At 70.5% G+C, this 24135-nt stretch carries 23 protein-coding genes; 6 read left to right on the forward strand and 17 right to left on the reverse strand.

Annotated elements, in window-relative coordinates:
- Positions 1-189 precede the first annotated feature (189 nt).
- Entirely contained in the window at positions 190-741 is a 552-nt protein-coding gene (locus tag ACSHXN_RS02115; protein ID WP_355136587.1) for a hypothetical protein, read from the forward strand.
- Between the two features lie 92 nt (positions 742-833).
- Positions 834-1175, forward strand: a complete 342-nt coding sequence (locus ACSHXN_RS02120; protein ID WP_355136589.1) for a VOC family protein — start codon at positions 834-836, stop codon at positions 1173-1175.
- 198 nt (positions 1176-1373) lie between these two features.
- Here the strand turns inward: ACSHXN_RS02120 and ACSHXN_RS02125 are convergent, their stop codons facing one another.
- The gene (locus ACSHXN_RS02125) at positions 1374-2222 is read right to left on the reverse strand and encodes an SDR family NAD(P)-dependent oxidoreductase (RefSeq protein WP_356113904.1); all 849 of its coding nucleotides are present in this window, start codon (positions 2220-2222) and stop codon (positions 1374-1376) included.
- A 144-nt stretch (positions 2223-2366) separates the two neighbouring features.
- Between ACSHXN_RS02125 and ACSHXN_RS02130 the strand changes: the two genes are divergently transcribed.
- Positions 2367-3212, forward strand: a complete 846-nt coding sequence (locus tag ACSHXN_RS02130; RefSeq protein ID WP_355136593.1) for a helix-turn-helix domain-containing protein — start codon at positions 2367-2369, stop codon at positions 3210-3212.
- A 74-nt stretch (positions 3213-3286) separates the two neighbouring features.
- Here the strand turns inward: ACSHXN_RS02130 and ACSHXN_RS02135 are convergent, their stop codons facing one another.
- The 14 genes from ACSHXN_RS02135 to ACSHXN_RS02200 all read right to left on the reverse strand — a co-directional run bounded on the left by ACSHXN_RS02135 (position 3287) and on the right by ACSHXN_RS02200 (position 17677).
- On the reverse strand, positions 3287-3508 hold the full coding sequence (locus tag ACSHXN_RS02135; protein ID WP_266636582.1) for a helix-turn-helix domain-containing protein: 222 nt from the start codon (positions 3506-3508) through the stop codon (positions 3287-3289).
- Positions 3508-3999: a DUF2975 domain-containing protein gene (locus ACSHXN_RS02140; RefSeq protein WP_355136595.1), complete on the reverse strand. Its 492-nt coding sequence runs from the start codon at positions 3997-3999 to the stop codon at positions 3508-3510. Before ACSHXN_RS02140 ends, ACSHXN_RS02135 begins: the two co-directional genes overlap by 1 nt.
- Positions 4000-4119: 120 nt before the next feature.
- Complete coding sequence (locus ACSHXN_RS02145; protein ID WP_355136597.1) at positions 4120-4992, reverse strand: NADase-type glycan-binding domain-containing protein; 873 nt, start codon at positions 4990-4992, stop codon at positions 4120-4122.
- 428 nt (positions 4993-5420) lie between these two features.
- The gene (locus ACSHXN_RS02150) at positions 5421-5969 is read right to left on the reverse strand and encodes a phage tail protein (RefSeq protein ID WP_438302508.1); all 549 of its coding nucleotides are present in this window, start codon (positions 5967-5969) and stop codon (positions 5421-5423) included.
- Positions 5969-7921, reverse strand: coding sequence for a putative baseplate assembly protein (locus tag ACSHXN_RS02155; protein WP_383358378.1), 1953 nt, complete (start codon positions 7919-7921; stop codon positions 5969-5971). The genes ACSHXN_RS02150 and ACSHXN_RS02155 overlap by 1 nt, the downstream gene beginning before the upstream one ends.
- Positions 7922-7926: 5 nt before the next feature.
- Positions 7927-8334, reverse strand: a complete 408-nt coding sequence (locus ACSHXN_RS02160; RefSeq protein ID WP_059131193.1) for a GPW/gp25 family protein — start codon at positions 8332-8334, stop codon at positions 7927-7929.
- Positions 8334-10187: a VgrG-related protein gene (locus ACSHXN_RS02165; protein WP_355136603.1), complete on the reverse strand. Its 1854-nt coding sequence runs from the start codon at positions 10185-10187 to the stop codon at positions 8334-8336. The genes ACSHXN_RS02160 and ACSHXN_RS02165 overlap by 1 nt, the downstream gene beginning before the upstream one ends.
- Positions 10188-10224: 37 nt before the next feature.
- On the reverse strand, positions 10225-10962 hold the full coding sequence (locus ACSHXN_RS02170; protein WP_355136605.1) for a CIS tube protein: 738 nt from the start codon (positions 10960-10962) through the stop codon (positions 10225-10227).
- Complete coding sequence (locus ACSHXN_RS02175; RefSeq protein ID WP_438302509.1) at positions 10962-11399, reverse strand: phage tail protein; 438 nt, start codon at positions 11397-11399, stop codon at positions 10962-10964. Before ACSHXN_RS02175 ends, ACSHXN_RS02170 begins: the two co-directional genes overlap by 1 nt.
- A gap of 49 nt (positions 11400-11448) precedes the next feature.
- Positions 11449-11652, reverse strand: a complete 204-nt coding sequence (locus ACSHXN_RS02180; RefSeq protein ID WP_356113911.1) for a hypothetical protein — start codon at positions 11650-11652, stop codon at positions 11449-11451.
- Between the two features lie 3306 nt (positions 11653-14958).
- Positions 14959-15114 carry a DUF6760 family protein gene (locus ACSHXN_RS02185; RefSeq protein WP_345552849.1) on the reverse strand — a complete coding sequence of 52 codons (156 nt, stop codon included), beginning with the start codon at positions 15112-15114 and terminating at the stop codon, positions 14959-14961.
- Positions 15111-15575, reverse strand: a complete 465-nt coding sequence (locus tag ACSHXN_RS02190) for a hypothetical protein (protein ID WP_355805473.1) — start codon at positions 15573-15575, stop codon at positions 15111-15113. The genes ACSHXN_RS02185 and ACSHXN_RS02190 overlap by 4 nt, the downstream gene beginning before the upstream one ends.
- The gene (locus tag ACSHXN_RS02195; protein WP_059131189.1) at positions 15575-16018 is read right to left on the reverse strand and encodes a phage tail protein; all 444 of its coding nucleotides are present in this window, start codon (positions 16016-16018) and stop codon (positions 15575-15577) included. Before ACSHXN_RS02195 ends, ACSHXN_RS02190 begins: the two co-directional genes overlap by 1 nt.
- A 114-nt stretch (positions 16019-16132) precedes the next feature.
- Positions 16133-17677: a phage tail sheath subtilisin-like domain-containing protein gene (locus tag ACSHXN_RS02200; protein WP_438302510.1), complete on the reverse strand. Its 1545-nt coding sequence runs from the start codon at positions 17675-17677 to the stop codon at positions 16133-16135.
- 265 nt (positions 17678-17942) lie between these two features.
- On the opposite strand from ACSHXN_RS02200, the gene ACSHXN_RS02205 reads away from it, so the two are divergent.
- The 3 genes from ACSHXN_RS02205 to ACSHXN_RS02215 all read left to right on the forward strand — a co-directional run bounded on the left by ACSHXN_RS02205 (position 17943) and on the right by ACSHXN_RS02215 (position 21197).
- Positions 17943-19364: a hypothetical protein gene (locus ACSHXN_RS02205; protein ID WP_438302511.1), complete on the forward strand. Its 1422-nt coding sequence runs from the start codon at positions 17943-17945 to the stop codon at positions 19362-19364.
- A gap of 531 nt (positions 19365-19895) precedes the next feature.
- Positions 19896-20666, forward strand: coding sequence for a GNAT family N-acetyltransferase (locus ACSHXN_RS02210; RefSeq protein ID WP_438302512.1), 771 nt, complete (start codon positions 19896-19898; stop codon positions 20664-20666).
- A 135-nt stretch (positions 20667-20801) separates the two neighbouring features.
- Entirely contained in the window at positions 20802-21197 is a 396-nt protein-coding gene (locus ACSHXN_RS02215) for a GNAT family N-acetyltransferase (RefSeq protein WP_355142466.1), read from the forward strand.
- Positions 21198-21393: 196 nt separating this feature from the next.
- Here ACSHXN_RS02215 and ACSHXN_RS02220 read toward each other — a convergent pair whose 3' ends face one another.
- Positions 21394-23451 (reverse strand): ATP-binding protein, encoded by a 2058-nt coding sequence (locus tag ACSHXN_RS02220; protein WP_438306414.1) that lies wholly within the window; start codon positions 23449-23451, stop codon positions 21394-21396.
- Between the two features lie 11 nt (positions 23452-23462).
- Complete coding sequence (locus tag ACSHXN_RS02225) at positions 23463-24086, reverse strand: DUF4255 domain-containing protein (RefSeq protein ID WP_355142464.1); 624 nt, start codon at positions 24084-24086, stop codon at positions 23463-23465.
- Positions 24087-24135 lie beyond the last annotated feature (49 nt).

Consider the following 24135-nt stretch of genomic DNA (forward strand, 5'->3'; position numbering starts at 1 on the left):
CGAGGCCGAGGAAGGGGCCATGCGGATTGCACTGCGGGGCGGCCCACACGCTAGGGACATCCCAGGAGACCTTGATACGGGGCCTTACCAACACTGTGAAGCGTCGGCGACGGCGCTGAGCACGCTCCGGTGCCCGAGAAGCCGCAAAGATCGCGCGAACGAAGCGCCCAGCCTGCCAAGCTGCACGACATGGAGAAGATACGTCTGCCCCACTCGGGCCGAGGGAACGGTACGGTCCCTGTCAGCCATGCTCCGAACAGCGCGGCCACGGTCGTGGAGATCAAGAGCGGGATCCTCTCGGCCTTCTACGTCCACGGGCTGATCGACACTCCCGACAAGCTCGAGCAGGGCCAGATGCTCGTGACGCACAACTACGGTGGCCACCGCACGCGGGCCATCGTTCCCAGGAAATACACGCACGTCACTGTAAAAAGACCCACACACGGTTCACTGTTCCCCCGCTGGAAGCTCGGCTTCCGTGCCTCCGGCTCACTGCCCGAACTGGTGAAGAGTGCCGAGGGCGGCCATCCGAACGTCCTCCGGTACGCCGGTGCACGCACCACGTTGAAGCTGGAAGTCCTCAAGGGGTACGTCGTCCTCACGCACCGCTCGCTCAGAGGCGAGGGCGCGAAGGAACTGCACCGGAGCAACGGCCCCTTCCGCGGTACCGTCGAACTGCCGGGCTCCGGGTTGATCGAGGTGGACTGCCTGGTCCAGTGGTCGGTCACCTTGCGCCAGTAGGACTCCGTGGTCATGGCGAGGCGGACAACAATGACCTTTTGACGCTGCCGAAGTCAGTACGGACGACACATCGACTCCACACGGAGGACGGCATGGCCCTGGACCTCTTCGCAGGCATCCCCGTCACCGACTACAACGCGGCGCTGCCCTGGTACGAGCAGCTCTTCGGCAGGCAGCCCTCGTTTCTGCCGAACGCCGTCGAGGCGGTGTGGGAGGTCGCCGAGCATCGCTTCATCTACATCGTCCAGGACCCGGTACGGGCGGGGAACGCCCTGGTGCTGTCGTTCGTCGACGATCTCGAGACCCGAGTCGCCGAGATCGCTCGGCGGGGCATCGGGCCCACGAAGCGTGAGACATACGAAGGCGGTGTGACCAAGGTGAGCTACCAAGACGCGGATGGCAATGAGATCAGCTTCGGCGGCGGCCCAGGCTGAACGACCTCTCCGACGCGGACGAATCGCTCGGCATTCCGCCGGGTCCGGGCCCGATACCCCAGCAGTCTGCCGTTACGTGCGCGTCCCCTTCTTCACATCCCCGGTCTCGTCCACGCCCACCACCGCCTGGTCGTCGTGCGCATGCACGTCAGGCACGCGCGGCGTCCGCCGTACGCTCGGCGTGCCGGTCGGAGTGGCTCATGATCCGCTCGGGTTTCCCTGTGCGAGGCGCGCGACGTGGTCCCACTGCTCCAGCCCGGCGAGCCGGCCGGAGTACTCGGTGCGCAGAGCCTCCAGGCCGCCGGTCCCGAACAGGACCCGCATGGGCGGCTCGGGAGTTTCCGCGAGCGCGAAGAGGGCCTCGGCCGTCGCTGCGGGATCGCCCGGCGTGAAGCCGCCGGCCCCCGCCCCCGCGTACAGGGCCTGCCGGGCATGGACGTATGCCGGGTCCTGCCGGGCCTGCGGCGATGCGGCCGCCAGACCGGTGGGGAACATGATCGGCTCGATCAAGGTGACGTGGATGCCGTACGCGGCCACTTCGGCTGCGAGTGACTCGCTCATCGCCTCGAGGGCCCACTTGGAGGCCTGGTAGATACCCAGCGCCGGATAGGCGACCAGGCCCCCGAGTGAGGAGACCTGCAGGATCCGGCCCGCTCGGCGCTCGCGCATCCCGGGCAGCACGGCCCGAGTGGCCCACAGCGCACCGAAGTAGTTGACGTCCATCTGGGCCCGGGCCTGTTCCTCCTCGACCTCTTCGACGGCGCCGATCAGCATGTGACCTGCGTTGTTGACCAGCACGTCGATTCCGCCGAACGTCTGCTCGGCGCTCTGCACGGCGTCGTGGACGGCCGCGGAGTCGCGGACGTCGAGCTGCAGGGGCAGGAAGCGGTCGCCGTAGTGCTCGGACAGCGACGCCAGCGCCGCTTTGTCACGGGCGGTCGCCGCGAGCCGGTCACCGCGGGCGAGGATCGCCTCGGCCCAGTGTGCGCCCAGCCCGCGGGACGCTCCGGTGAGAAACCAGGTCCGCGACGTCCTTGCCTTGCTCATGAGGATCTTCTCCCTCGTCATCCGACCGGGCGGCTCCCGGTCCGGTGACCAGCGTTTCGCCGATCGGAGCCGTCAGGCAGAGTCGCCTTACCCAGGGATCGGCGGTCTCTGGCTGCGGGTGTGGCTGTGCCGCAGACTCGAAGGGTGGACACCGAGCAGTTGGCAGATTTCCTGCGGGTGCGCAGGGAGGCGCTCGACCCCGGGGACGTCGGCCTCCCGGGAACGGGGCGCCGGCGCACTCCCGGACTGCGCCGGGAGGAGGTCGCGCGCCTGGCCGACATCTCCACGGACTACTACACCCGTCTGGAGCAGGATCGTGCGCCGCAGCCGTCGCCGGGCGTGCTCCGCGCGATCACCAGGGCACTGCGCCTGACCTTGGACGAGCGCGACCACCTCTTCCGGCTGGCCGGACACCGACCGCCGGACCGCAGGCGGTCCGACGAACATGTCGCCCCGAGCCTGCTCGGTGTGCTGGACCGCCTTTCCGACATCCCGGCTCAGGTGATGACCGACCTCGGTGCCACCCTGGCCCAGAACGACCTGGCACAGGCCGTCTTCGGCGATCTCACCCGGCTGCGCGGTGCCGCGGGCACGGTGGTGTACCGGTGGTTCACCGATCCCCGCGCCCGCGCCGGGTATCCGGTTCAGGATCACGCGACGGAGTCCCGGGCGCTCGTCGCCGACCTGCGGGCCGCGGCCGTCCGCCGCGACGACGCGCAGGCGAAGGACCTGGTCGAGCGGCTGCTACGGGCGAGTCCCGAGTTCGAGGCCCTGTGGCGTCTGCATTCGGTGGGAGTGATGCGCAGCAGACGCAAGCGGATCCAGCACCCCGAGGTGGGCCTGCTGGAACTCGACTGCCAGGTGCTCGTCGACGAGGAGCGCACACAGATCCTGGCCCTCTTCTCGCCGGCCGCTGGGACACCGACGGCGGAGCGTCTCACACTGCTCGGTTCCCTGGGAGCGCTCACCGCCCGGCGCTCTTCTCGGTGAGCCCGCTCCTGCGGCCCACCCGCCGCGCCACGGGCGGGTGGTGCCGGGCGTTTCACGCGCACCCTTTGGGTGCCTCATCCACCCGCCGCGTCCTCGGCCTCCCAGCGCAGCAGGTCGCCCGGCTGGCACTTGAGCACCTCGCAGAGCGCCGCGAGTGTCGCGAAGCGCACCGCCTTGGCGCGGCCGTTCTTGAGTACCGCCAGGTTGGCGGGCGTGATCCCTACGCGGTCCGCGAGCTCGCCCACGGACATCTTCCGCCTGGCCAGCATCACGTCGATGTCGACGACGATCGGCATCAGATCACCTCGTCCAACTCGGCCTGCATCTGGGCCGCTTCGACGTCGCGTGCGACGGCCTGGGCGAGGAGCATCCGCAGCACGAGCACGATGAGCGCGACCCCCAGGATGGCCAGGCCGATCCCGCCCATGATGACGGTGACGCCCGGGTCGTCCCGCTGGCCCGGCGCATTGATGGCCGTGACCGTGAACCACACCAGGGAAGCCGCCACGATCGCGCCGATCACGCCGTCCACGTAGCGGAAGGCCGCATGGGAGAACACGGTTCCGCGTCGCACCATCGTCACCAGCCGCCATACGCAGACCAGGGCGACCTGGGCCGACATCATGCCCAGGATCGTGACCACGCGAAGCGCCGTCAGCGGGAGGGAGCCGTCCTCCGGGTCGCTCCCGCTGACCAGCACCCACACCATCCCCGCCTGTACGAACACGGTGCCGGCCAGCACCACCACGAGCACGGCGCGAAGCGCACGCACTGCCAGCTTTCCCATGACCCGTCCTTCCATCGAGTTGCGATGGGAATCTATCGAATTTCGATAGATGAAGCAAGGGCCGGGGTACGCACCCGCCCTGCGCGACCGTGTCCGGTTCACTCAGGGCAGGCCCTGGCATCACGACCGCCCGAACATCTCCACCTCCGCGATCGCCACCTGCTTGTTCTGTGCCGTGCCGTAGGCGCTGCGCACGATCATGTCGACCTGGACGACGTCGTCCATGTGCGCGTCCACGACCTGCGCACCGCCGTCGGCGAGCGCGTAGTGCATCAGTGCTGTGCGCCCCCGGGCGTCCGTGAGGAGCACGTCGATGCGTTCGGGGCGGGCCTGGGAGCGGTCCTCGACGCGGCGCGAGACACCAGGAGTGATGATCATCTTCTCCAGCTTGACCGGCTGCTGGTAGTTCGCCTGCAGGTACTGCCCGGATGAGTCGCCGGAGTACCCGGTCCCCCACCAACTGTTGCTGACCCCGTCGAAGGCGGCTTGCGCGGGGTGCGCCGCGTCGGCGTTCGAGGCGCTCACGGCGGCCGGCGGCAGCGGGGACGGATCACTGAAGTGGTCGTTGACCGTGCGGATCACAAGAGGGGTCAGCAATGCCGCGCCGATCACCGCGCAGACGATCCCGGCAATGACCAGTACCCGCTTCCACGGGATGCGGGGGCGCCAGCCCGCCAGGCGCTGCCGTCGCAGCCGCGGGTCCTGGACCCCTTGCTTCGCCCTGCCGTCGAGCGGCGTGCCGTCGTTGCGGCAGAACGCGCGATCCGGCCGGTTCTCCACCCCGCACCGGGGACAGGTGATACCACTCTCGATGTCCGCTTGCAGGGCCCTCACGGTCGGCCGCGCGGGCGCGGGGCGTCCCGGCAGCACGGCGGGCACTCCTCCCTCCGCCCCCTCCGCGTCGGGTACGGGCACCAGCAGAGCGCGGGCCCGCTGCCGGCCGTCGCCGTCGCGTCGTGCGCGCGCCGACAGGTCCGGATCTGCCACGGTCACGGGTTCGCCGCCACCGCTTTCCCCCTCGTCCTGATCCGGCTTGGAGCCCGTCTCCGCCTTGCGGCCGGTCGGGGACCCGTCACCGCTCCGTCGCCCCGGACGGCTCCCCTCGCTCCCCGTGACGTCTTCCGCTGCCGTCGGCGGCTTCCCACCCGCGCCGGACGTACTCTCGCCGGCGGAGGGCGACAGGGACGGTGCCACGTCCGGTTGTGAACCGGCCGCCACCGGGGCCGAACCTGAAGCGGCGGGCCCTCGGTCGGGCCCCTCCTCCTGAGTTGCCGGTGACGATGCGGAGCCGGAGCCGGGTTGCGGGCCCCTTGCCGCGTCCCAGTCGATCAGTGTGCCGCACACGTCGCAGAACGACTCCCCGCCCTCGGGTCCGGGCGTCCCGCACACCGGGCAGAGACCGTCGGGCGTCGCCTTCTCGCTCATCGGTTGTCAGACCTTTCGCTCAATACCTCAACGGTGAACGGCATATGTGCGGGGCGGGCAGCGGCGACCAGTGACTCCAGGCGCCGGACGTCGAACGCCGCCGGGTCGGGCACCCGTACCACCACGCGCAGCGAGGGCAGGGGATCACCGGGAAGGCGGCCCCGCGGCCCGGCGGACCAGACCGCGCCACCGCTCTCGGTGATGTCCGGTGTGACCCCGAAAGCCAACCGGACTGCGGCAGCCAGTCCTTGGGCGGTTCCTCGACGGCGGTGCATCACCACGGCCATGGCGACGGCCTCGCGGCGCGCGGGTTCGGAGATCAGGTCCTGCAGTTCGGCTCCGACCCAGGCGCCGATCCAGTCGAGGAAATCGACGGGTGCGAGCCCGGGCCGGAAGTAGGCGTCCAGACAGTCCAGTGTGGTGAGGACCGGACCCTGCATCGTGTCCAGACCGTCCGCGAACACCCCGGCGAACGTGTCCTGCGCGTAGACACCCGGGAGTTGGTGCCGCAGCGGATGGGGGGATGCCGGAATGGGGGTGCTCATCATGCTCCTATCACGCGGATCCGGTGGTCGTACGGAAAGAGCAGGGCCGATCCCGCCAGGTCGATACGGTCGGTCGGTTCACCGCGGCGCCCGGTCAACGGGTCGGCGGGGCACAGCTCGACGTCGTCGACCAGTTCCACGCCGGGGACTCGCTGCAGCGCGGCGAAGACGTCCCCCGTCCGCAGGGGACGGCCGAACGGCCATCCCCGGCCCTCCGCTCCGCCGGTCAGCGGATCGAGGTAGGTGTACAGGCAGTCGAGCGCCGCCGCCCGGACCTCCTGTGCCGGCCTGCTGCGGTACGCGTGCAGGGTCGCGGTGACGGAGACGCCTTGGTAGTACGGCGGTCCGACCGCCAGCCGGGTGCCCAGCGGCCGCCGCTCGTCCAGATGCCGGGTCACCCGCTCCAGCAGGGCATCGCTGGGGACGAGCTGCTCGAAGCGCAGCCTGCCCCCCGCGTCCGGCACGGCGTCCGGCACCACCAGGACCCGGACGGCACCCACCCCGTCCGATTCGGGTTCCGCCGCCACACACACGATCCGAGCGGTCTCGGGCGCCGCCTGCCGGGCAAGCTCCTCGTAGTCCCGGGCGGTGACGGCGCGTTCCTGAGCCCGCAACGCGATCGGCGCCCGTACCTTGGCCTCTTCGACGCTCTCCCCGTCGACTCCGCCGCCGGCGGCCTCCCGGTTCTCCACGCGGGCGATGTACGGGATCGAGCTGCGCAGCACCTGTAGCTGCGCCCGGGAGACGTTGCCGCGGCGCCCACCTCCGGTGCGATACCGCACGGCCCGCACCACGGCGCCCTTGGCGGGCACGGCACCGTACTGCCGTATGCTCCCGTCCGGTTGCCTCACGGAAGGGCCGAAGGCGATCTCGCCGGTGGTCGCGTCCACCATCAGGTGCCTGTCGGACGGTTCGGAAGCGGCGAAGTCGGACACCACCTCCCACCCTTGCCACCCGTCGCCGTCCGTCACCTCGATCTCGACCAGCGGGGCGTCGGCGATCAGCGGCACCTGCCCGAGCTGCATCCGCTGCCCCGGAGCTCCCGACGACTCGCCGAGCACCTCGTCGCGGACCTCGACCGCGTGCACGGCCCGGACCGTGCCGCCGATGGTGTAGGCGGAAGCCGCTCGGATGGTGGGGGTCGCAGAGTAGAACGGCTGGTCCTGCGCCGGCTCCAGCACCCGGCACCGCAGCCATCCCGCCTCGTGCTGGCCGAGTTGGGACAAGGTGTGCCCGGACGGCACGTGCAGCACGACCTCGCCGGACCGGTTCAGACCACCCGTCGTGTCCTCGTCCACCTCGCAGGGCTCCCACCCGGTGGCCGTACGCGCCTCCCAGGCGAGCGGTGGCTGGCGAGGGTCCACACCCACACCGTCCACCTGGCTGTCCAGGACAAGCACCACCGCGCAGTCCGGTACGGCAGCGGACAGGCCGAACAGCAGGACATCGCCCGGCTGCGGCTTCTTGGAGAAGGCGGGCACGTCGGTGTTGCCCAGCACGGCGCTGGTCCGGTCCTGAGGGCTCTGCCTGTTCTCCTGGCGCAGCACGCGTTCCAGGGAGGACGAGGGCACGCGCAGGTCGCGTTCGGTGGTGAACACGATCGCCTCCTGCGTCTCGGTGCGCATGGTGGCGACCTCGGTGCCGGCGGGCAGCAGCACGGGCTCGGGCTGGGCCGCGGACAGCCAGAAGGTGACATCGGCCCGGGCCGCCGAGGGCGGAAAGAGTGTCACCCCCAGCAGGTCCAGGAACGCCAGGTGGTTCTTGTCCGGTACACGGTTGAGCCGGTACATGAGCTGGTCGCTCATGTACGCCACGGCCTCGATGAGCGTGATGCCGGGATCGGAGACGTTGTGGTCGGTCCACTCCGGGGCACGCTGCTGGATGTAGCGCTTGGCGTCGTCGACGAACTGCTGGAAGTGCCGGTCGTCGAGATGCGGGGTGGGCAGGGGCATCGGGCTTACACGTCGCCTTCACTGGACGGGATCACATAAAAGGGAAAGACCAGGCTGCGCGGGTTGCTGGTCCCGCGGATCGCGTACCTGACGTCGATCAGCAGTACGGAGGGATCGTCGTCGGACGCCGTCACGGCCACCTCGGCCACTTCGATACGGGGCTCCCACCGCTCGAGGCTGGTACGTACCTCGTAACTGATGCGGCCTGCGGTCGCCTCGTTGACCGGGGCGAACACCAGGTCGTGCACGGCGCAGCCGAACTCGGGGCGCATCGGGCGTTCACCGGGCGCCGTGGCGAGCACCAGGCGAATGGCCTCCTCGATCTCCCGTTCACGACGGACCAGGGCGATGGCACCGGAAGCGTCCGTGTGCAGCGGAAACGCCCAGCCGGCGCCGACGAATTGTTCGGCCATCAGAAGGGCACCCCGTTGCGCAGCGTGACGCCGGTCAAGGTCACCGTCGCAGCCGTGACGGAGGCGTTCGCCGCCGAGGTCAGGGACACCGCGCCGGCCGCCTTGACGCTGGCGACGCCCAGCGCGTCGATCGAGACGGCGCCACCGGCCGCCAGGCCGACCTTGCCCGCGGCTTTGAGGTTCAGCGCCGCGCCGGCTGAGATGTTCACCGCTCGCCCGGCCGTCAGGTTCAGGTCCCCGCCCGCCTTGATGTCGACGCCGCGGGCGCCCCGGATGGAGACGCTGCCGTCGCTGCTGACGGTGACGCTCGTGCGGTTCTGGTCCAGGTGGACGGTCAGCGACCCGTCCCCGGTGCGCAGTCGTACGCCCTGTGCCCTGCGGGCGTCGTCCAGCAACTCGACGGCCTGCCCGCTCCGCGAGGCCAGCTTCCTCCAGTTGACGGAGCCGCTGGTCGGGTCCACGGGCGGGCTGCCCTCCTGAATGCGGGGCAGTTTGTCGACGCCGTTGTAGAGGCCGGCCAGGACGTACGGGTGCTCCAATGAGCCCCGATCGAAAGCGGCCAGCACCTCGTCGTTGACCTCCGGCAGGATCAGCCCGCCACCACGCACACCGCCGAACTGCGCAACCCGGCACCAGTCGCTCTCGTAGGAATCCGACAGCCAGGGAAAGCGCAGTTTGACGCGGCCCATGCCCAGCGGGTCCTTGATATTGCTCACGACGGCGATCACCACTCCCGGCATCGTCGGCGCCTGCTGCTGACCGGCGGCCAGGCCGTACAGGGAACGGAACTGACGGCCGCTCACCTGAACCCATGTCGTGTACTGCTCACCGGAGGCGAAGACGTGCCGGACACCGGTGACCGTGTACTTCCCCTCGAACGGCGCTCCCGCGCCGTTCAGCGCCACGGGGACGCCCGGGCGCAGCGCCGGGTTGCCGTCGACGGCAACCTCGAGCTCGGCGAAGGAGGCTGTGACGTCGTCCGCAAGCGCCTCGGCGGCCTGCCGTACCTGGGCCTGGGTGGTGTACGGGACCGCCGTGCCGGTGAGCGAGGCCTGCCCGAACGGTCGGCTCACCTCGCCCGGCGTGATGTCCGCCAGGATGTCCTCGGTGGTGGTCGCGGGGGCGTCGGCGGACAGCGGTCGCTTCGTCTGAAGGTCCCAGCCGCGCACCGAGACCGAGGGCACCTGCCCGGCCGCGGTGACCGCGACGCGGCTGTTGGTGGCGTTGACACCGAACTCCACCACGTAGGGACTCTGTGCCGCCGGCGTACTGTCGGACGGGGCGCCCGCGGCGGTACGCAGGGCTGTGAACTGGAGCTGTCCCTCCTCGTCGAAGTACAGATGCACGTTGCTCTCACGGGCCAGTCGCGTCAGGAAGTCCCAGTCCGTGAGGTTGGGCTGCGTCGCCAGTTCGTAGACCGTCGGAGTCGCATCCACGGTCCCCACCGTCAGCCCGTTCTGGGTGGCCAGTCGCCGCACGATGTCGGCGGCCGTCATGTTCGGGTAGCCCGCGACCCGGCGGTTGCGGAGCAGACGATGCCCGGGGTCGTACCCGCGGACGATCAACGACTTGCCCAGGCCGTCGGCGTCGGCCTCCAGCGCCGTGACCTCCCCGGTGACAAGGGGACGACCCGACGTGCCGTCCGTGTACGGCACCAGCTCCGCCTTCGCGCCCACCGTGAGGGACGGCAGCAGGCCCAGCAGATCGCGTGCGGGATCGCTGAAGACGAGCCGAAAGGCGGCCGGCACATTCACGCTCGAGTCGATCCAGGCCGAGACCAGCCGCCCGGCCACCTGATCGGGCAGCGGGGCGCCCGCGATCTTCACCTTCACTACGGTCGTATAGGACTTCATGGATGAGCCTTCACTTCTGAGCCAGCCTGCGCGGTCGTCATGCCGACGCACCGCCCCGCCGCAGGTCGTCGGCCAGCGGCAGCAGCAGTTCCGTGCCGGGGCGCAGCCGCATGGGGTCGTCGATGTCATTGGCTTCGGCGATGGCACGCCACTGCGTGGCATTGCCGTATTCGCGCCAGGCCAGGGACGGCAGTGAGTCACCGGCGACCACACGATGGACCCGCTGGGTCCGCAGAGTGCCGGAGGTCGGGTTCTGCCCCTTCGTCGGTGTCGGGATCTCTTTGAGGTTCAGGCGGCAGGTGGCACGCAGGGGCTCACCGGTCGGACTGAACAGGGAGTAGGCGGCGTTGACGCTCTCGACGTACGCCGTGAACTGGACCGTGCTGAATCCGCCCCACGAGAAGCGCACCCAGGGCGGGGAGGGCCGGTTGGTGGGAAGAGTCTGCGGATCCACTTCGCAACACGAGAGCAGCTTCTCCACCTCCCGGCGCACACGTGGGCTTCCGGGGGTTGCGGAGGCGTCGAGGAAGACCTCGAGGGACAGCGAGGCCGGCTCTGCTCCGGAGAACTCCTGCTGCGCGCCGCGGTCGAAGCCGACGGCGCGCTGGGCGTACCAGGACGCCGAGCGCGACAGCTCCATCTGGTGGGGGTTGAACTGGAACTCGACCTCGCCGATCCGCCCGCCCACGGTGCGGCTGGACCCACTCGGCGGATGGTGAATGGCGAGCCGGGCCCGCACAAGACTCTTGTTGGCATTACCCGTGGCCGGCGGCATCAGGCCCCCTGGGCGTCGGTGAAGCCGTGGTGGGCGATCTCCAGCGTCTCGGTGGCCACTCCGGGGCTTGCCGGGTCCAGGTTCGGGCCCTGCCACCGTACGGGCAGTACCTCGACGAGCCCCCACTGCGCGACCACGGAACCGTCCGCCCGCAAGGCGGCTATCTGCCCCGTCGGCCTGGTGATGCCCGTCACGATGGAGGAGATCCAGGCCGCGGCCTTGCCGGTGTCGGGGGTGAGCGGTCGGGTCAGCCGGATGTTCGAGTACGTGATCCTGGAGGGCAGTTGCCAGACGAACCCGTTGTTGCCCCCTTCCTCTCGCTGTTCCACCTGCACCTCGGAAGCGAGCCCCTCGCAGCTGTTGAAGAGACCGAGGTCCAGGCCGTCGATGGACAGTCTGAAGAAGACGGTGGAGGCCGGGTCTTGAGGGGTGGGCATGGGCTGGGTCCTTGCGTCGTGGGGTGGTTCTCGTGGCTGGGGTGCGGGGTCAGGGTGTGTCGCGGAGGCGGCCGATCCGCTCGCGGTCACCGCGCAGTTCGGAACGCAGCAGGCGGGACAGGGGCTCCAGAAGGGACCGGGCAAGTGCGTCCAGCGACTCGGGGGGCAGTGCGTGGAGTGCGGGCCCCGGGCCGCCCGGGGTGCCCGCACCGGTCGAGGTGCCCGGGCCTGGGGCCGGAAGGCCGCGCTGCACGGGAGACCCCTGCCCTTGACGCTGCACGGTCAGGGCACGGTCCGGTGGCAGTGACGGCAGCGGACCCGCCGTCCGCCCGGTCCCCGGCGCGACCGAGGGCACGCTCGGGGCGGCTCGTCCCGCGGACGCGGCGATCGGCCTTGCTGCCCGCGACGATTGGCCGGCCCGTTGGACGGTGGCGGGAGCGGAGGGGGCCGCTGCGGCACGAGGCGTGCGGGAGGCGGCGGGGGCCGGCGTGGCACGCGGCGTGCGGGAGGGGGCGGCGGGGACCGGTGACTGCTGGAACGGCGCGCGACCCTGCCGAGGAGTTTTGGGGGTGGGCATCGACACCGGCTGTCCGCCGGACGGCGACGGTGACGCGGCAGCGGTTCTGCCCGCACTGGTCGTCGTCGCGGAGGGGGGGAGCTGCGGGCCGGGCACCGGAGGAGCGGTGACACGGGAGCGCTCCTTGGTGGCGGGGCCGCCGGGACCCGGGGCAGGGCGCGGTGCCTGGCCGCCAAGTAGCTGCACGACCAGGGGTGGAGAGGATGTGGCGGCGTGCTTGGGCGCCACGGTTGCCGTGCGCGGACGGACCAACGGCAGGCGAACCGGCGCTACCGGGCGCCTGACAGCCGGGTCCGTGCCCCGGTCCTGGCCCTGGCCCTGGCCCTGGCCCTGGCCCTGGCCGAGGTTGCGGCCCGCAGCGCCGAGCGAATCCGGGCCGGCCGCGTTCTCCGGCACGGCGGTCGACCGCGACATCGCCCGCGGACTCGGTGTCCCGGCGTGGGAACGCTGCACCGGCACGGTCAGCACGCGTGGCATGGCCGCCGCTGCGACAGGGCGGAGGGTCTGCGGTGTGGACCGACCTGCGCGATGCAGCGGGACTCGCCGCTGCACGGGGGCGAGGGGTGCGGTGGGCTGTGCGAGCGAGGTCCGCCCGGTGGCCACGGCGGCACTCCCCTGTACATCGCCCGCGACGGGTGCCGCAGAGGAGGAAGGTGCGGTGGGAGCGACCGAAGGAGAGGTGTTCGGGCGGCCCGTGTCGAGGAGGCCACCCGAAACGGCGGGCAGCGACTGGCTGCCCCTGCCTGATGCCTGCGGGCCGACACGCGTGGTGCGCCCGGTCTGCGACGGCCGCAGGACGGATACCTCGCCCGGTGCGGCGCCGGTGGCCGGGGAGCGGTCCGCAGCCGCGGCGGCCGTGCTGCGCTGCACGCGTGTGCCGGACGACTCCTTGCTCGGCGCGAGGGCGCGGGCTCCCCCCGGCGCAACAGAGGCGGAGGTGTCCACGTGCCCCGCCACAGCGACGTGGTTCCGTGTGAACTCCCCCGCCCCGGAACGCACTCGGCGCTGGATGACGACGCCTCGCTCCCCATCGGGCGTGGTCCGCTCGGCAGGCGTGAGCGCCGACTCCGCCGTCTGTGGCGATGCCGGGCGTGCGGCCTGTGCCGTGCCGAGGCGGGAAGGCACCGGGTGAGACGGCCCGGTGTGCGGTGTCCCGGACGGTGTGGGCTCGGCAGCCGTGGTCCCCCTGTCTGCCACCGATCTCACAGCCGTCCGGCTCGCCGAAGCCGCGGTCGACGCACGGAGCGGGGCAGCGGGGTTGTCGGTGGTCGCCCGCAGGGCAGATGCCCCCGCGGCGGGCTCCGCACCTGTCGTCCGCGCGGGAGCGGCGACCGTGCTCACCTGGTCCGGTTGCTGCGCCGAAGCGCCCTGGGCCGTCGGACCGGACGCCGACGTCGAGGGGGCGGTGGGAGCCGGGATCCGACCGTCCGGTCGTGCGGACACAGTGGGATCCGAGGGCCGCGACCGCAGCGGCGCACCGAGGCCGAGATGATGAGCCCCTCCGGTGGTCAACGACCGGTCGGCTCGCCCAACCTGCCTACCCACAACGGGCGTTCGCTGTACGGGAGCAGTGAACTGAGCAGAGGTTCCTTCCTGCTGCAGTCGAAGCGGGGCGCCGAGACCGAGGTCCGACGGCGGGGAACCGGCCTCACGACCAGGGGCGTTGGACGTACTCGAGGCCGCGCCTGCTGCCGTCTGGGGCGCACGGGTGCTCGGCCGGCGCTGAGCCGGGGGCTTGTTCGGCGTCCGTGCGTCCTTGTTCGCCGAGCGCTGCACCGCGGTGTCGGGGGCGACCGCCTGCGCCGTCGTCGGCGCAGTGGCGCCGTTGCCGGTGGCCTGCGGGTGCACCGGCTGTGCGGTCGGGGGAAGTTCGCCTGCTCCGCCATGAACGTTCCCTGCGTCTTGGCTGCCAGGGGTACGGGCCGGAAGATCCGTATACGCAGTGCGCGTGGTCGGCCCGGTCCGCGCAGTGTGCTCGGTGTGCAGGGCGTGCGCGGTCCGCACGGCGCGCCCCGTCCGGGTTGCCGGGAGGCCGGCCTGCGACGCCGTTCGCTGGACGAGGGCGGGGGCCGGGGTGTGCGGGACGCGGGCCGCGTCGCGCCCAGGCGTCATCGCGGGGGGTGTGGGCTCGGGCGTGTCACTCACGGGCGCGGACGGGACGGGACGATCCCGGGATGCGGATCGGTCGGCTCCCGGCGCGGACCGGTCGGCGCCTCCCGTTCGGGGAGGTGATGGTTCAACTGTGTGGGCCGGGTTTGTGGGCACCGGATCGGTGCCCACGGAACGGTCCTCTGCCCGGGCGACCACGGCCGCCAGCCGTCGCCCAGCGGGCGCGGGCGGAGCCGACAGGAAGGGGGATCGTGCGGAGCGTACGGGCGTTGCCCGTGTCACGCGCTGCACGGACTCCTTGCGCGGCTCGGGCGCGCGCTCGGCCGGAACCGCTTGGCTGTACTCGGAAGGGGCCGAAGCGTCGTTCGATGTCGTCGGCACCGGCACCGCGGGCCCCGGCAGGGGCACCTTCACCGGTGCAGGACTGCCGACAGCGCCACCGGTCGGACCATCGGGTCCCCCCTTGCCTGTCCGTGCGCCCGGTCGCGCAGCCGATGGTGCAGCCGTCTCCGTCCGCCGCCAGGCGGTGTGGGCGCGGTCGGCCGGCACACCGAGGTGTTCCCCGCGCGTGCCCGCGTCCAGAACCCGCAGCCCCCTCCCCGGGGCAGGTTCTCCCCCGGTCAAAGCGGGGTTCTGGTGGGTCGCGAGGTGCGCCGCGAGGTCGTGCGACACCACTGCGGGAGACACGCCGTCGAGCACTCGTTGGACCGGCGCAGCCGACTGCCACTGACCGCCGGTGGCCCGTTGTGCGTCCGGCCGGCCGGCCGGACGCACAACGGGCGACTCCGGAAGACGGCTGTCGTGAGCCTCGGTGCCCGGAACGGGTGCGAACACCCGACCCCAGATCCCTGCCAGGAAACCGCTCAACTCAACTCACTCCTCCGCGCGGCTCACCAATGCTGCGGTCCGCTTCACATAGAGCCGGCGATCCGCGTGCTCCAGGTCCAACAACTCCTCGAGCCCCCAGTGCAGGTGGAAGGCGAGGTACGCGACCTCGTCGTGCAGACGGTCGGTCGCGTACGTCGCTATTCCCCCAGGCGGCTCCCGGCCAGGTCCACCTCGAAGGACTCGGTGCAGTGGGGGCAGGACACCGCCGCCCGGGTATGTCCCTCCGCATTGATCTGGCGGTAGAAATCCTGCAGAAAGGCAAGATCCGAGGCGAACATGTTCTCGACGATTCCATCGTGCACGGACGGAAGCGTGCCGAGGCGGGTGATGACCCTGCCGAGCAGGACGACCGACAGATACGCCGGGTTGTCCTGGACGCGCACATCCCGAAGAGGGACCAGTTCGTCACGTGCCGTGGAAAGCCGCATCGTTCCCGATCGGTGGACGATTCCCGATTCGTCGACGTATCCACGAGGAAGTTCGAACGCGAACTCCGTACGAAGGGGCGCCGGGGCCGGGGCGGGCGGTGATGCCTTGACCGGCTCGGGATCCGGCCCTGCGGTTGCCGCCTCGGCCCCCGCACGAGCGGCGGTGCGCCTGATCACTCGATGACCAGCTCTTCGAAGGTGATGGTCACCTGCTCGGTCAGTGCGGACGTGTCGCCGGCCTTGACTCCGCTGGTTTCCACCTTGCTGCACCAGGCGTTGCGCATGTTGTAACGCTTCACCGGGTTGTTCTGGTAGTCCATCATCATGATGGTGGCGTTCTTGCGTGCGGCGCCCATGTTCCCGGCTATGGAATCGTTGATCCACGTGGTGAACGCGCTGGACTCGGTCATACCCCGGGTGACCGTGCACTCACCGGCCTTCCGCACACCGGGCATCTTCTTGATGACGGGCTTTCCGTCCGCCGAGACCTGCTGGTATTCGATGACGTCCTGTTCGACGGAGAGGCCGCTGACCTCCTGGAGGTACTCGACCATCACACCGTCGATCTGCAGGCCGAAATTGTGTGAGGCGAGCGCATCACCAGGCTGAAGAGACATGAGCGTTCGTTTCTCTTTCTGGAATCAACCGAACAAAAGGAAAATGATCTGTGGCCGGGCACGGTGAGTGGACCGGCCCGGCGATCGAGGCCGGCACCCACGGCACCGGAGGTGCTACTCGGCGAGTTCGCCGGTCCCGTCGGAAAACTGCGCCAGCCGGAAGACGACGAACTCGGCGGGCTTGACGGGAGCGATGCCGACCTCGCACACCACGCGGCCGGCCTCGACCGACTCCGGCGAGTTGGTCTCGGCGTCGCACTTGACGTAGAACGCCTCCTCGGGGCGGGAGCCGAAGAGCGCCCCGGCACGCCACTCGTTCACGAGGAACGCCGACACGTTGCGCCGGATCCGCGCCCACAGGGCCTCGTCGTTGGGCTCGAACACCACCCACTGCGTGCCGGCGAGGATCGACTCCTCGAGGTAGTTGAAGTACCGGCGCACGTTCAGGTAGCGCCAGGCCGGGTCCGAGGCGGCCGTACGCGCTCCCCACACCCGGATGCCCCGGCCGGGGAAAGCGCGGATGCAGTTGACGCCGATGGGGTTGAGCAGGTCCTGCTCACCGCGGGTGATCTGCAGGCCCAGGTCGACGGCACCGCGGACGATCTCGTTCGCGGGCGCCTTGTGCACCCCGCGCTCGAAGTCGTTGCGGGACCAGATGCCCGCCATGTGGCCGCTGGGCGGGACCAGGCGCTGCCGGCCGCCGGAGGGGTCGAGGACCTTGACCCAGGGGTAGTACAGGGCGGCATGCGAGGAGTCGTATCCCGCGGTGTCCTGGCGCCAGTCCCGGATCTGCTGGGCGTTCATGCCCGGCGGCGGGTCCAGGATCGCCATGCGGTCACCCATCAGTTCGCAGTGGGCGATCATGCCGAGCTGCACTGCCTTCACCGCGTCCATATCGAGGGCGCCACGCTCGTAGGCGACCATCAGGTCGGGGACCGCGACCATGGTGACCGCGTCCAGCGCCTCCAGCCCGCCGAAGCCCGTCCGGTCGGCGGCGTCGCCGAGGAAGTGGCCGCTGGTGAGGCTCTCCTGCGAGGGCACCGGCAGCGAGGACGGCGCGGCCTCCAGGGCGACCGTCCCGTTGTCGGGGCGGGCGATCTGGGCCGCCGGGGCCGCCTCCTCCACAGCGATCAGCTTGGACCGCTGCTTGATCTGCGTGACGACGTAGTTCCGGTTGCCCTTCTTCGACGAGACGTCGAAGGTTTCCAGCACCTTGTCGCCGTCCTTGACCGTGAGGGTGAACCGGTCGTCCGGTCCCTCGCCGGCCGGGGTCGACACCTCCACCAGAGGTGCTCCGCCCAGGTCCGCCCCTTCGAGAGCCGTCACGCGGAAGGCGCCGAGGGGTGCCTGTCGCTGCGCTGTGGCAAGCGCGGGCCGCTCGCCGGCGTCGGTGGCCCCACCGCCGACCCGCACGACATACGCGGTCGTACCGCCGTTGTTGAAGTATCCGTACACCGCATGCGCCAGGGCGTAGTCCTCGGTGAAGTCACCGAAGGTCGACGTGTACTGGGACCAGTTGGTGACCATGACGGCCTCGTTCAGCGGCCCCGACGGCGCAAGGCCCACGAAGGCGGCCACCGAGGTGCCAACTCCCTCGATGGGACGCGATCCACTGGCCACCTCCTCGACGTAGACGCCAGGGGAGAGGTACGTGGGCATAGCGGCTTCTCCTTGTACGACAGCTTCACATGATCGAGCTGTCACCAGCCTGACGTGGGCGGGCCTTCCTCGAAACGGCCGCTCGACAGGCCGTTGGGGCACAGCGGCGGGCCCATGTGGTCATGTGCACCGACCGTCCTCCGTGCGTCCCCACTTGTACAGGCCGCTGCCCGGCCGGGTCATGGCCATACGGCCCCCCGTACGGCCATCGGACCCTGCCCGGATGCCTCTGGCCCACCTCATGGCGCTTCTCAAAGGTTGTCGTGTGACCACCTTCACCTCCCTGGAACCGAGCTCCGTCGCGGTCGATCCCGGTTCGAGCGAAACCACCACCGTGCGACTCCGGAACGACAGCGACACCGTCGAGGAGTATCGGCTCTCGGTCGTCGGTGACCCTGCCGCATGGACGCGCATCGCTCCCGACACATTGCGGCTCTACCCCGGAGACGAGGGCTCGGCCTCGGTGGTCTTCTCCCCGCCCCGTGCGCCGGAGACGACCGCGGGGAGCCTGCCGTTCGGCATCCTGGTGCAACCGCGGCAGAGTCCGGAACTGTCGAACGTGGGCGAAGGAGTCGTCACCGTCTCCCCCTTCGCGGAGATGCGCGCGGAACTGGTTCCCGTGACGGTGCGCGGGCGGCTGTCGACGCGGTCACGCGTGGCCGTGGACAACCTCGGCAACGCACCGCTGCCCGTCGGGATCTCGGGGCAGGACGACGAGGATGTGCTGGCCTTCCGTCCCTCTCCGGAGACCTTGGAGGTCGCGCAGGGCCGCACCCGTCTCGCCAGGGTGAGGATCCGGCCCGGTGGGGTGAAGTTTCTCGGCCGGCCCGAGCGGTATCCGTTCACGCTGACCCTCACCCCGGCGCGGGATGGTCTGCCCGGGCAAACGGGGGCGGTCCCGCCCGCGCAGTTGCGCGGCACCTTCGTCCGGCTGCCGCTCTTCCCGAAGTGGCTGCTGGTCACGCTGGGGCTACTGGCTGCGGGCGCTGCCGCGTTCGCGGCGCTCTGGTTCGTCCCGCGGCCACCCCTGGTGTCGAACGCGGTGGCCCAGCAACTACCGCCGGCCGCACCGGTGAACGCGCTGCCCCCGCCCCCTCAGACGCCATCGCCGATCCCCAGTCCCCCGTCGGCCGCCCCCTCACCGTCGCCTTCCCCGTCGCAGCCGGCCGCACAGGAAGCGCCCTCCCCTGACAGCACACAGGACCAGGCGGGCACGGACACGGCCGACAACGCCATCGTCACGATCCGCAGCACCCAGAACGGACAGGTCCTCGCCCTTCCCGACGGCCGCACGGACGACGGAACCGAGGTGATCCTCGCCGACGACGACAAGGTGCAGGGACAGCAGCAGAACCGGTTCTGGGCCCGCATCCCCTTCTCGGACGGCACGGAGGCGCTCGCGCCGAGCGATACGCTCGGCAGCGTTCTCGACCAGGCCGATGGTGAGGCGCCGGTCCGGCTCAGGACCATCCCCGGTGGTGAAGCAGCCGTACGAGCGGGTCAGGCGGGTCTTCTCCAGCGTTGGCGCCTGCAGCCCGTGTCCCAGGACATCGTGACGATCGTCAACGCCCAGACGGGCGGCTGTCTCACCAACATGGGCAAGGACGCGCAGGCGCAGGTCCGGCCCTGTGACGCGGCCTTCGCCGCCATCCAGCGATGGCAGCTCGTACAGCCCGTCACCCGCTGAGCTTCGTTTCCCCGATGAGCGGCGTGGACCCGGCACCGTGCAGCTCCCCCAGGTCCGGTATCCCGCCACGCGGCCTCCTGCACCGTTCGGTGCGGGAGGCCGCCCATCGTCGCGGTGCCGTGCCAGAGCACACAGGCACTGAGCCCGCGGCATCGGGCACGTCCGGACAGGTACCGGGAAACGGGTCCGAAGGCGGTCGCCGGCCACTGACGGCACCCGCCGCAGCGGTGGCCACTGACCGGAAAGATGCATCCGATCACCACGCAGGGCCGGTCCGGCCGCCGCACTGCGCCGCCCCTCCAAGGCCACGTGGCACTGGCGTTCTATCCGAACCGCGGCCCGGTGTGATCGGTTGGAGCAGGTCGCCGCAGCGACGCCGCGCCCACGCTGTTCGGCATCCCGCACCGAGGTGCTGCGCCCCGCGTGCTCTGCCCGCCTCCGGACCATGTCCCGCCCTGCGACGACGCGACCTCAAGCGGGCTGCCCCTTCACATCGTCCGACGTTCCCCGCACCTCCCGGAGACGACACCCATGGCTCAGCTCCACGACCCACTCAGACCGATCGTGCTCGCCTACACGGACGTCTGCGACGATCTGGCGACCGCGACGAGCGGGCGGTTCCACAGAGACCCGGAAGGCACCGTTCTGGCTGTGTCGGGTGCACCGGTCGCCACCCTGAACGCCGTCGTCAGCCCCAACCTGGAACCCGACCCCGAGGTCGTCGAGGCTCTGGCCGGTGAAGTGAGCGGGACGGGGTTGCCGTGGAGTATCCAGGTCCGTGGTCGTGCCGGGAAGGCGATCACGGAGGTGGCGGCGCAGTACGGGCTGACCGCGGTCACCACGACGCCACTCATGATCAGGCGTCCCGGTGCGGGAATGCTGCCGGGGCCGGCCGGGTCCGTGCGCATACGCCCGGTGGCAGGTGACGAACTGGGCCTGTACGCCCGGACGATGGCGGAGGGCTTCGGGGTGCCCCTCGAGGTGTTTGCGATGTTCGCCGAACCCGCCCTGGCCAAGAGGGAACACTTCACCTTCTACCTGGCGGAGGCGGACGGGGTTCCCGTGGGCACGGGAATGGCCGCGGTCACCGACAACCTCGTGGGAGTCTTCAACATCAGCGTGCTCCCACAGCATCGGCGGCAAGGCCACGGACAGGCCATCACGGCGGAGATCATCCGCGCAGCGAACGACGCCGGCGCCACGACCGCCTACCTCTACTCCAGCACCATGGGCGAACCCGTCTACGCATCCCTGGACTTCCGCACCGAAGAAATCCTCACCGCCTTCACCGCCCCGGTATAAGCCACATCCCACCAGCAACCCGCGGCCCCTGCCCGTAAGGGCAAGGGCCGCAGCCGCCGAATCACGGCGCCAGGCTTGCGATGCGGCGGCCGAACTCTGTCAGGCTGAACGTGGCTCGGTCACTACGATCGAGGAGTGACGATCACGTACGAGTGGCGGGGCCGCTTCGACAACGCCACCCTCAACGCCCTGCACGCCGACGGCTTCGGCCCCCCGGTCGCCGAGACCGACTGGCGCGAACGACTTGAGCGCTACAGCCTCGGCTGGGTCTGTGCCCGGGAGGAGGGCGATCTGATCGGCTTCGTCAATGTTGCCTGGGACGGCGGAGTTCACGCCTTCCTCCTGGACACGGTGGTCGCCCAGCGTCTCCGGGCGAAAGGTATCGGGACGGCGCTGGTCGCCGCCGCGGCTCGCGAAGCTCGTGCCGCGCGATGCGAATGGCTCCACGTCGACTTCGAGGAGCACCTGCGTTCGTTCTATTTTGATGCCTGCGGCTTCAAGGAGACGACAGCAGGTCTGATCGCCCTGTAGCACCGTGGCCAGGCTCGGGACGGGGGTGCACGGGACCGGAAGACATCTCAACCGGCCCCTGCAGGCCGGCCCGGATTCAACCTCGGCGAGCAACGAGTGTCGCTGCGCCACGCAGGGGACCAGCGCCCGAAGCAACGCGGCGGCGCGACTCCCGCAGCAGGCGGACCCGACCGGACGTCGCCGTGTCCGGTCGCTCCTACACCAGGACCTCGCCGGGGACCAGGCGTCCCGCCTTGCGGTACTCACGCTTCGCTCCCGCCAGCAGGTCCGCCGTGGTGACCGGTGTGCCACGGCCTACGGCGATGTAGGCGGCCGTGACGACGGCGCTGCGGATCGAACCGCCGGCGAGCTCGAAGTCCCGGGCGCAGGAATCGAGATCGATGTCGTCCGCACAGGGCACTCCGGTCAGGCTGTGGCGCCAGAGGGCCAGGCGTTGCGACGGGTCGGGGAAGGGGAAGTCGATCAGCAGATCGAGCCGGCGGGTGAAGGCCTCGTCGATGTTGGCCCGGAGATTGGTGGTGAGCAGGGCGATGCCGTCGAAGGACTCCAGCCGTTGGAGTAGGTAGGCACTCTCCAGGTTGGCGTAGCGGTCGTGGGAGTCCTTGACCTCCGAGCGCTTGCCGAAGATCGCGTCGGCTTCGTCGAACAGCAGGACCGCGTTGGTGCGATCGGCCTCGGCGAAGATCCTTTCGAGGTTCTTCTCCGTCTCGCCGATGTACTTGTCGACCACGGCCGACAACTCGACGATGTAGAGGTCGATGCCCAGCTCCCCCGCGACGACCTCGGCGGCCAGGGTCTTTCCCGTCCCCGACTCCCCCGCGAACAGCGCCACCACCCCGTGCCCGCGCCCACCACCGGTACGCAGCCCCCACTGCCCAAGCACCCGCTCCCGGTGCCGCGCCCGGGTCAGCAGCTCTGCAAGCTGGGTACGGGGTTCGTCGGGCAGGACGAGATCGGCACATGTCACGGCCGGACTCACGCGCCGGGCATGCCGGTCCAAGGTGGGTGCCGACTGCCGGCGGGCGCCCTGCTGTACATGGACCGCACCCGGTGTTGTGCCCTCCAGGGCGGCGAGCGAGCGGGCGGCCTTGGCCGCGTGGGCGATCTGCTCGGGGGTCAAACGGTAGGAGGCGACGGTCGCGGGCAGGTCGAAACGCTTGGCGGCGTCTCCGAGATGGGTGTGCCAGAGCAGTTCGGTGTCGATGCCGTCGTGCGGTGCGTCCAGGCACAACACATCACCGGACGGCGACCAGCGCGGGTCGAAGGAATCTTTGCCGAAGATGACGACGGGAAGGACGCGGCGGGCCCCGGCATCGTGCGTTCCTGCCGCTGCGCAGGCAGTGGGGTCCGGTGTGTTCAGGACAGCGCCCTGCTCCACCGCATTGACCCAGGCTTCGGGCTCCTTGGACAAGGGACCCAGGACGATGCCGGCTCCGAGCAGCCGCGCCTCTCTGAGCAGCGCGGGAACGACCCGGTCGGCCTGCTGCGCCGTGTGTGTCACATCGCAGCGCAGCACCGGAAGGCCCGCGGCGTGCACGGCCGCGACGGCGGTCGCGAGACCGGTGCCCTGCCGGCTCTCACGCAGGTGGACCACGGCGGGAGCGGCTGCCAGCAGCGCCCCGAGCCGCCCCGCGAACAGGCCTGTCGCGGGATCGGCCCGGCTGGTGCCCTCGTCCGGCTCGCCGACGGGCTTCAGGCTCACGGAGCCGGGAAGGTCGCCGTCGAGCGTGTCGTCGCCGAGCAGATGGGCGATCACCCGCTCCGGAACCCGCAGTGCCCGGCCCGGCAGTGGCCGGTCCTCGTCGTCCAGAGTGAGCAGGTCACCCGAGCGCAGAGGAGCACGGGGATGGAACCGGGCGCGCGCGGACGCCTCACCCGGTGCCAGTCCCGCGAGATCGAGAGTGAGCGCGACGCTGGCACGCCGACGTCCGACATCGTTGTTGAGATACCCGTACAGCGACTCGAAGTCGCGGTCCACATCCGGTGCCAGGGCGGCGAGCAGGATGTGGACGTCCAACTGCGTGAGTGCAAAGCGTTCGGCCAGGCACAGCAGCCGGCCCTCCGGATCACCGCAACTTCCGTAGGCGTCGTCGAGCCGGACCGTGTGCCGCGTCCCATCGGTCTCCAACAGCCGCCCGATGTGCTCCCCGGACAGATACAGCCCCCGCAAGGGGTCACCCGCGGACGGATCTTCGGCGCTGCGCGCGTCGACCAGGGTCCGGGCTCTCTCCCGGAGCAGCGCCAGGCGCTTCATCAAGGCGGCGCTCACTGCCCGTCCTTCCTCGCCGAAGGTCGTGAACCGCCTTCACGGCTGTCGGCGAGGTCGTGCACCACGGCCACCGTCGGCTGGAGGACCGGCGGCGCCACCTGGTAGTCCGGCGAGACCGGCATCGGCGCGACCACCACGACCTCGAGCGACGGCTTGAGTTCTCCGCCGAGGGCCGACCAGATGTCCGCGATGGAGCGGGACTCGGCCGGTGGCACACCGATGGTGAGGGGAATCGCCGCATGGAGGTCTGCCAGCGGGCCCTCGAGATATTCGGCCGGCAGTGTTTCGTGGGGCAGCAGGCCGGTCAGAACGGCGGACAGGAGCCGATGCTCGTCCTCGGTGCGCTTGGTCCACGCGGTGAGCAGATAGGACAACCGGAACCAGCGCGGCGGCTGGCGCCGCCGTGTGACCATGCCGGTGGCATCGCGCAGCGCCATCGCGCCACGCTCGCGCCGGGCCACCTCCTCCCGTATGTCGTAGAGATACGCATCCACGGTGGGAGCGTTGCGGCGGGCGGCCCACTCACGGGTGGGGGCGTCGAAGACCACCTCTGCCGCGCCCGCGGGCAGCGCCTGCGCGCGCAGCAGACGTCGCAGCGCCTCGTCGATCTCGTGAATCACCGGGACGTCCCCAGGGCGGTGTCCACCGGCGATGCCGGCATCATCTGGG

The organism is Streptomyces sp. HUAS TT11 (genome assembly GCF_051553595.1).
Taxonomy (GTDB): Bacteria; Actinomycetota; Actinomycetes; order Streptomycetales; family Streptomycetaceae; genus Streptomyces.

Excerpts from the sequence above, each read along its gene's own strand:
- ACSHXN_RS02115 (WP_355136587.1), top strand. The coding sequence starts at position 190 with ATGGAGAAGATACGTCTGCCCCACTCGGGCCGAGGGAACGGTACGGTC.
- ACSHXN_RS02120 (WP_355136589.1), top strand. The coding sequence starts at position 834 with ATGGCCCTGGACCTCTTCGCAGGCATCCCCGTCACCGACTACAACGCG.
- ACSHXN_RS02125 (WP_356113904.1), bottom strand. The coding sequence starts at position 2,222 with ATGAGCAAGGCAAGGACGTCGCGGACCTGGTTTCTCACCGGAGCGTCC.
- ACSHXN_RS02135 (WP_266636582.1), bottom strand. The coding sequence starts at position 3,508 with ATGCCGATCGTCGTCGACATCGACGTGATGCTGGCCAGGCGGAAGATG.
- ACSHXN_RS02140 (WP_355136595.1), bottom strand. The coding sequence starts at position 3,999 with ATGGGAAAGCTGGCAGTGCGTGCGCTTCGCGCCGTGCTCGTGGTGGTG.
- ACSHXN_RS02150 (WP_438302508.1), bottom strand. The coding sequence starts at position 5,969 with ATGAGCACCCCCATTCCGGCATCCCCCCATCCGCTGCGGCACCAACTC.
- ACSHXN_RS02155 (WP_383358378.1), bottom strand. The coding sequence starts at position 7,921 with ATGCCCCTGCCCACCCCGCATCTCGACGACCGGCACTTCCAGCAGTTC.
- ACSHXN_RS02160 (WP_059131193.1), bottom strand. The coding sequence starts at position 8,334 with ATGGCCGAACAATTCGTCGGCGCCGGCTGGGCGTTTCCGCTGCACACG.
- ACSHXN_RS02165 (WP_355136603.1), bottom strand. The coding sequence starts at position 10,187 with ATGAAGTCCTATACGACCGTAGTGAAGGTGAAGATCGCGGGCGCCCCG.
- ACSHXN_RS02170 (WP_355136605.1), bottom strand. The coding sequence starts at position 10,962 with ATGCCGCCGGCCACGGGTAATGCCAACAAGAGTCTTGTGCGGGCCCGG.
- ACSHXN_RS02175 (WP_438302509.1), bottom strand. The coding sequence starts at position 11,399 with ATGCCCACCCCTCAAGACCCGGCCTCCACCGTCTTCTTCAGACTGTCC.
- ACSHXN_RS02195 (WP_059131189.1), bottom strand. The coding sequence starts at position 16,018 with ATGTCTCTTCAGCCTGGTGATGCGCTCGCCTCACACAATTTCGGCCTG.
- ACSHXN_RS02200 (WP_438302510.1), bottom strand. The coding sequence starts at position 17,677 with ATGCCCACGTACCTCTCCCCTGGCGTCTACGTCGAGGAGGTGGCCAGT.
- ACSHXN_RS02210 (WP_438302512.1), top strand. The coding sequence starts at position 19,896 with ATGGCTCAGCTCCACGACCCACTCAGACCGATCGTGCTCGCCTACACG.
- ACSHXN_RS02220 (WP_438306414.1), bottom strand. The coding sequence starts at position 23,451 with ATGAAGCGCCTGGCGCTGCTCCGGGAGAGAGCCCGGACCCTGGTCGAC.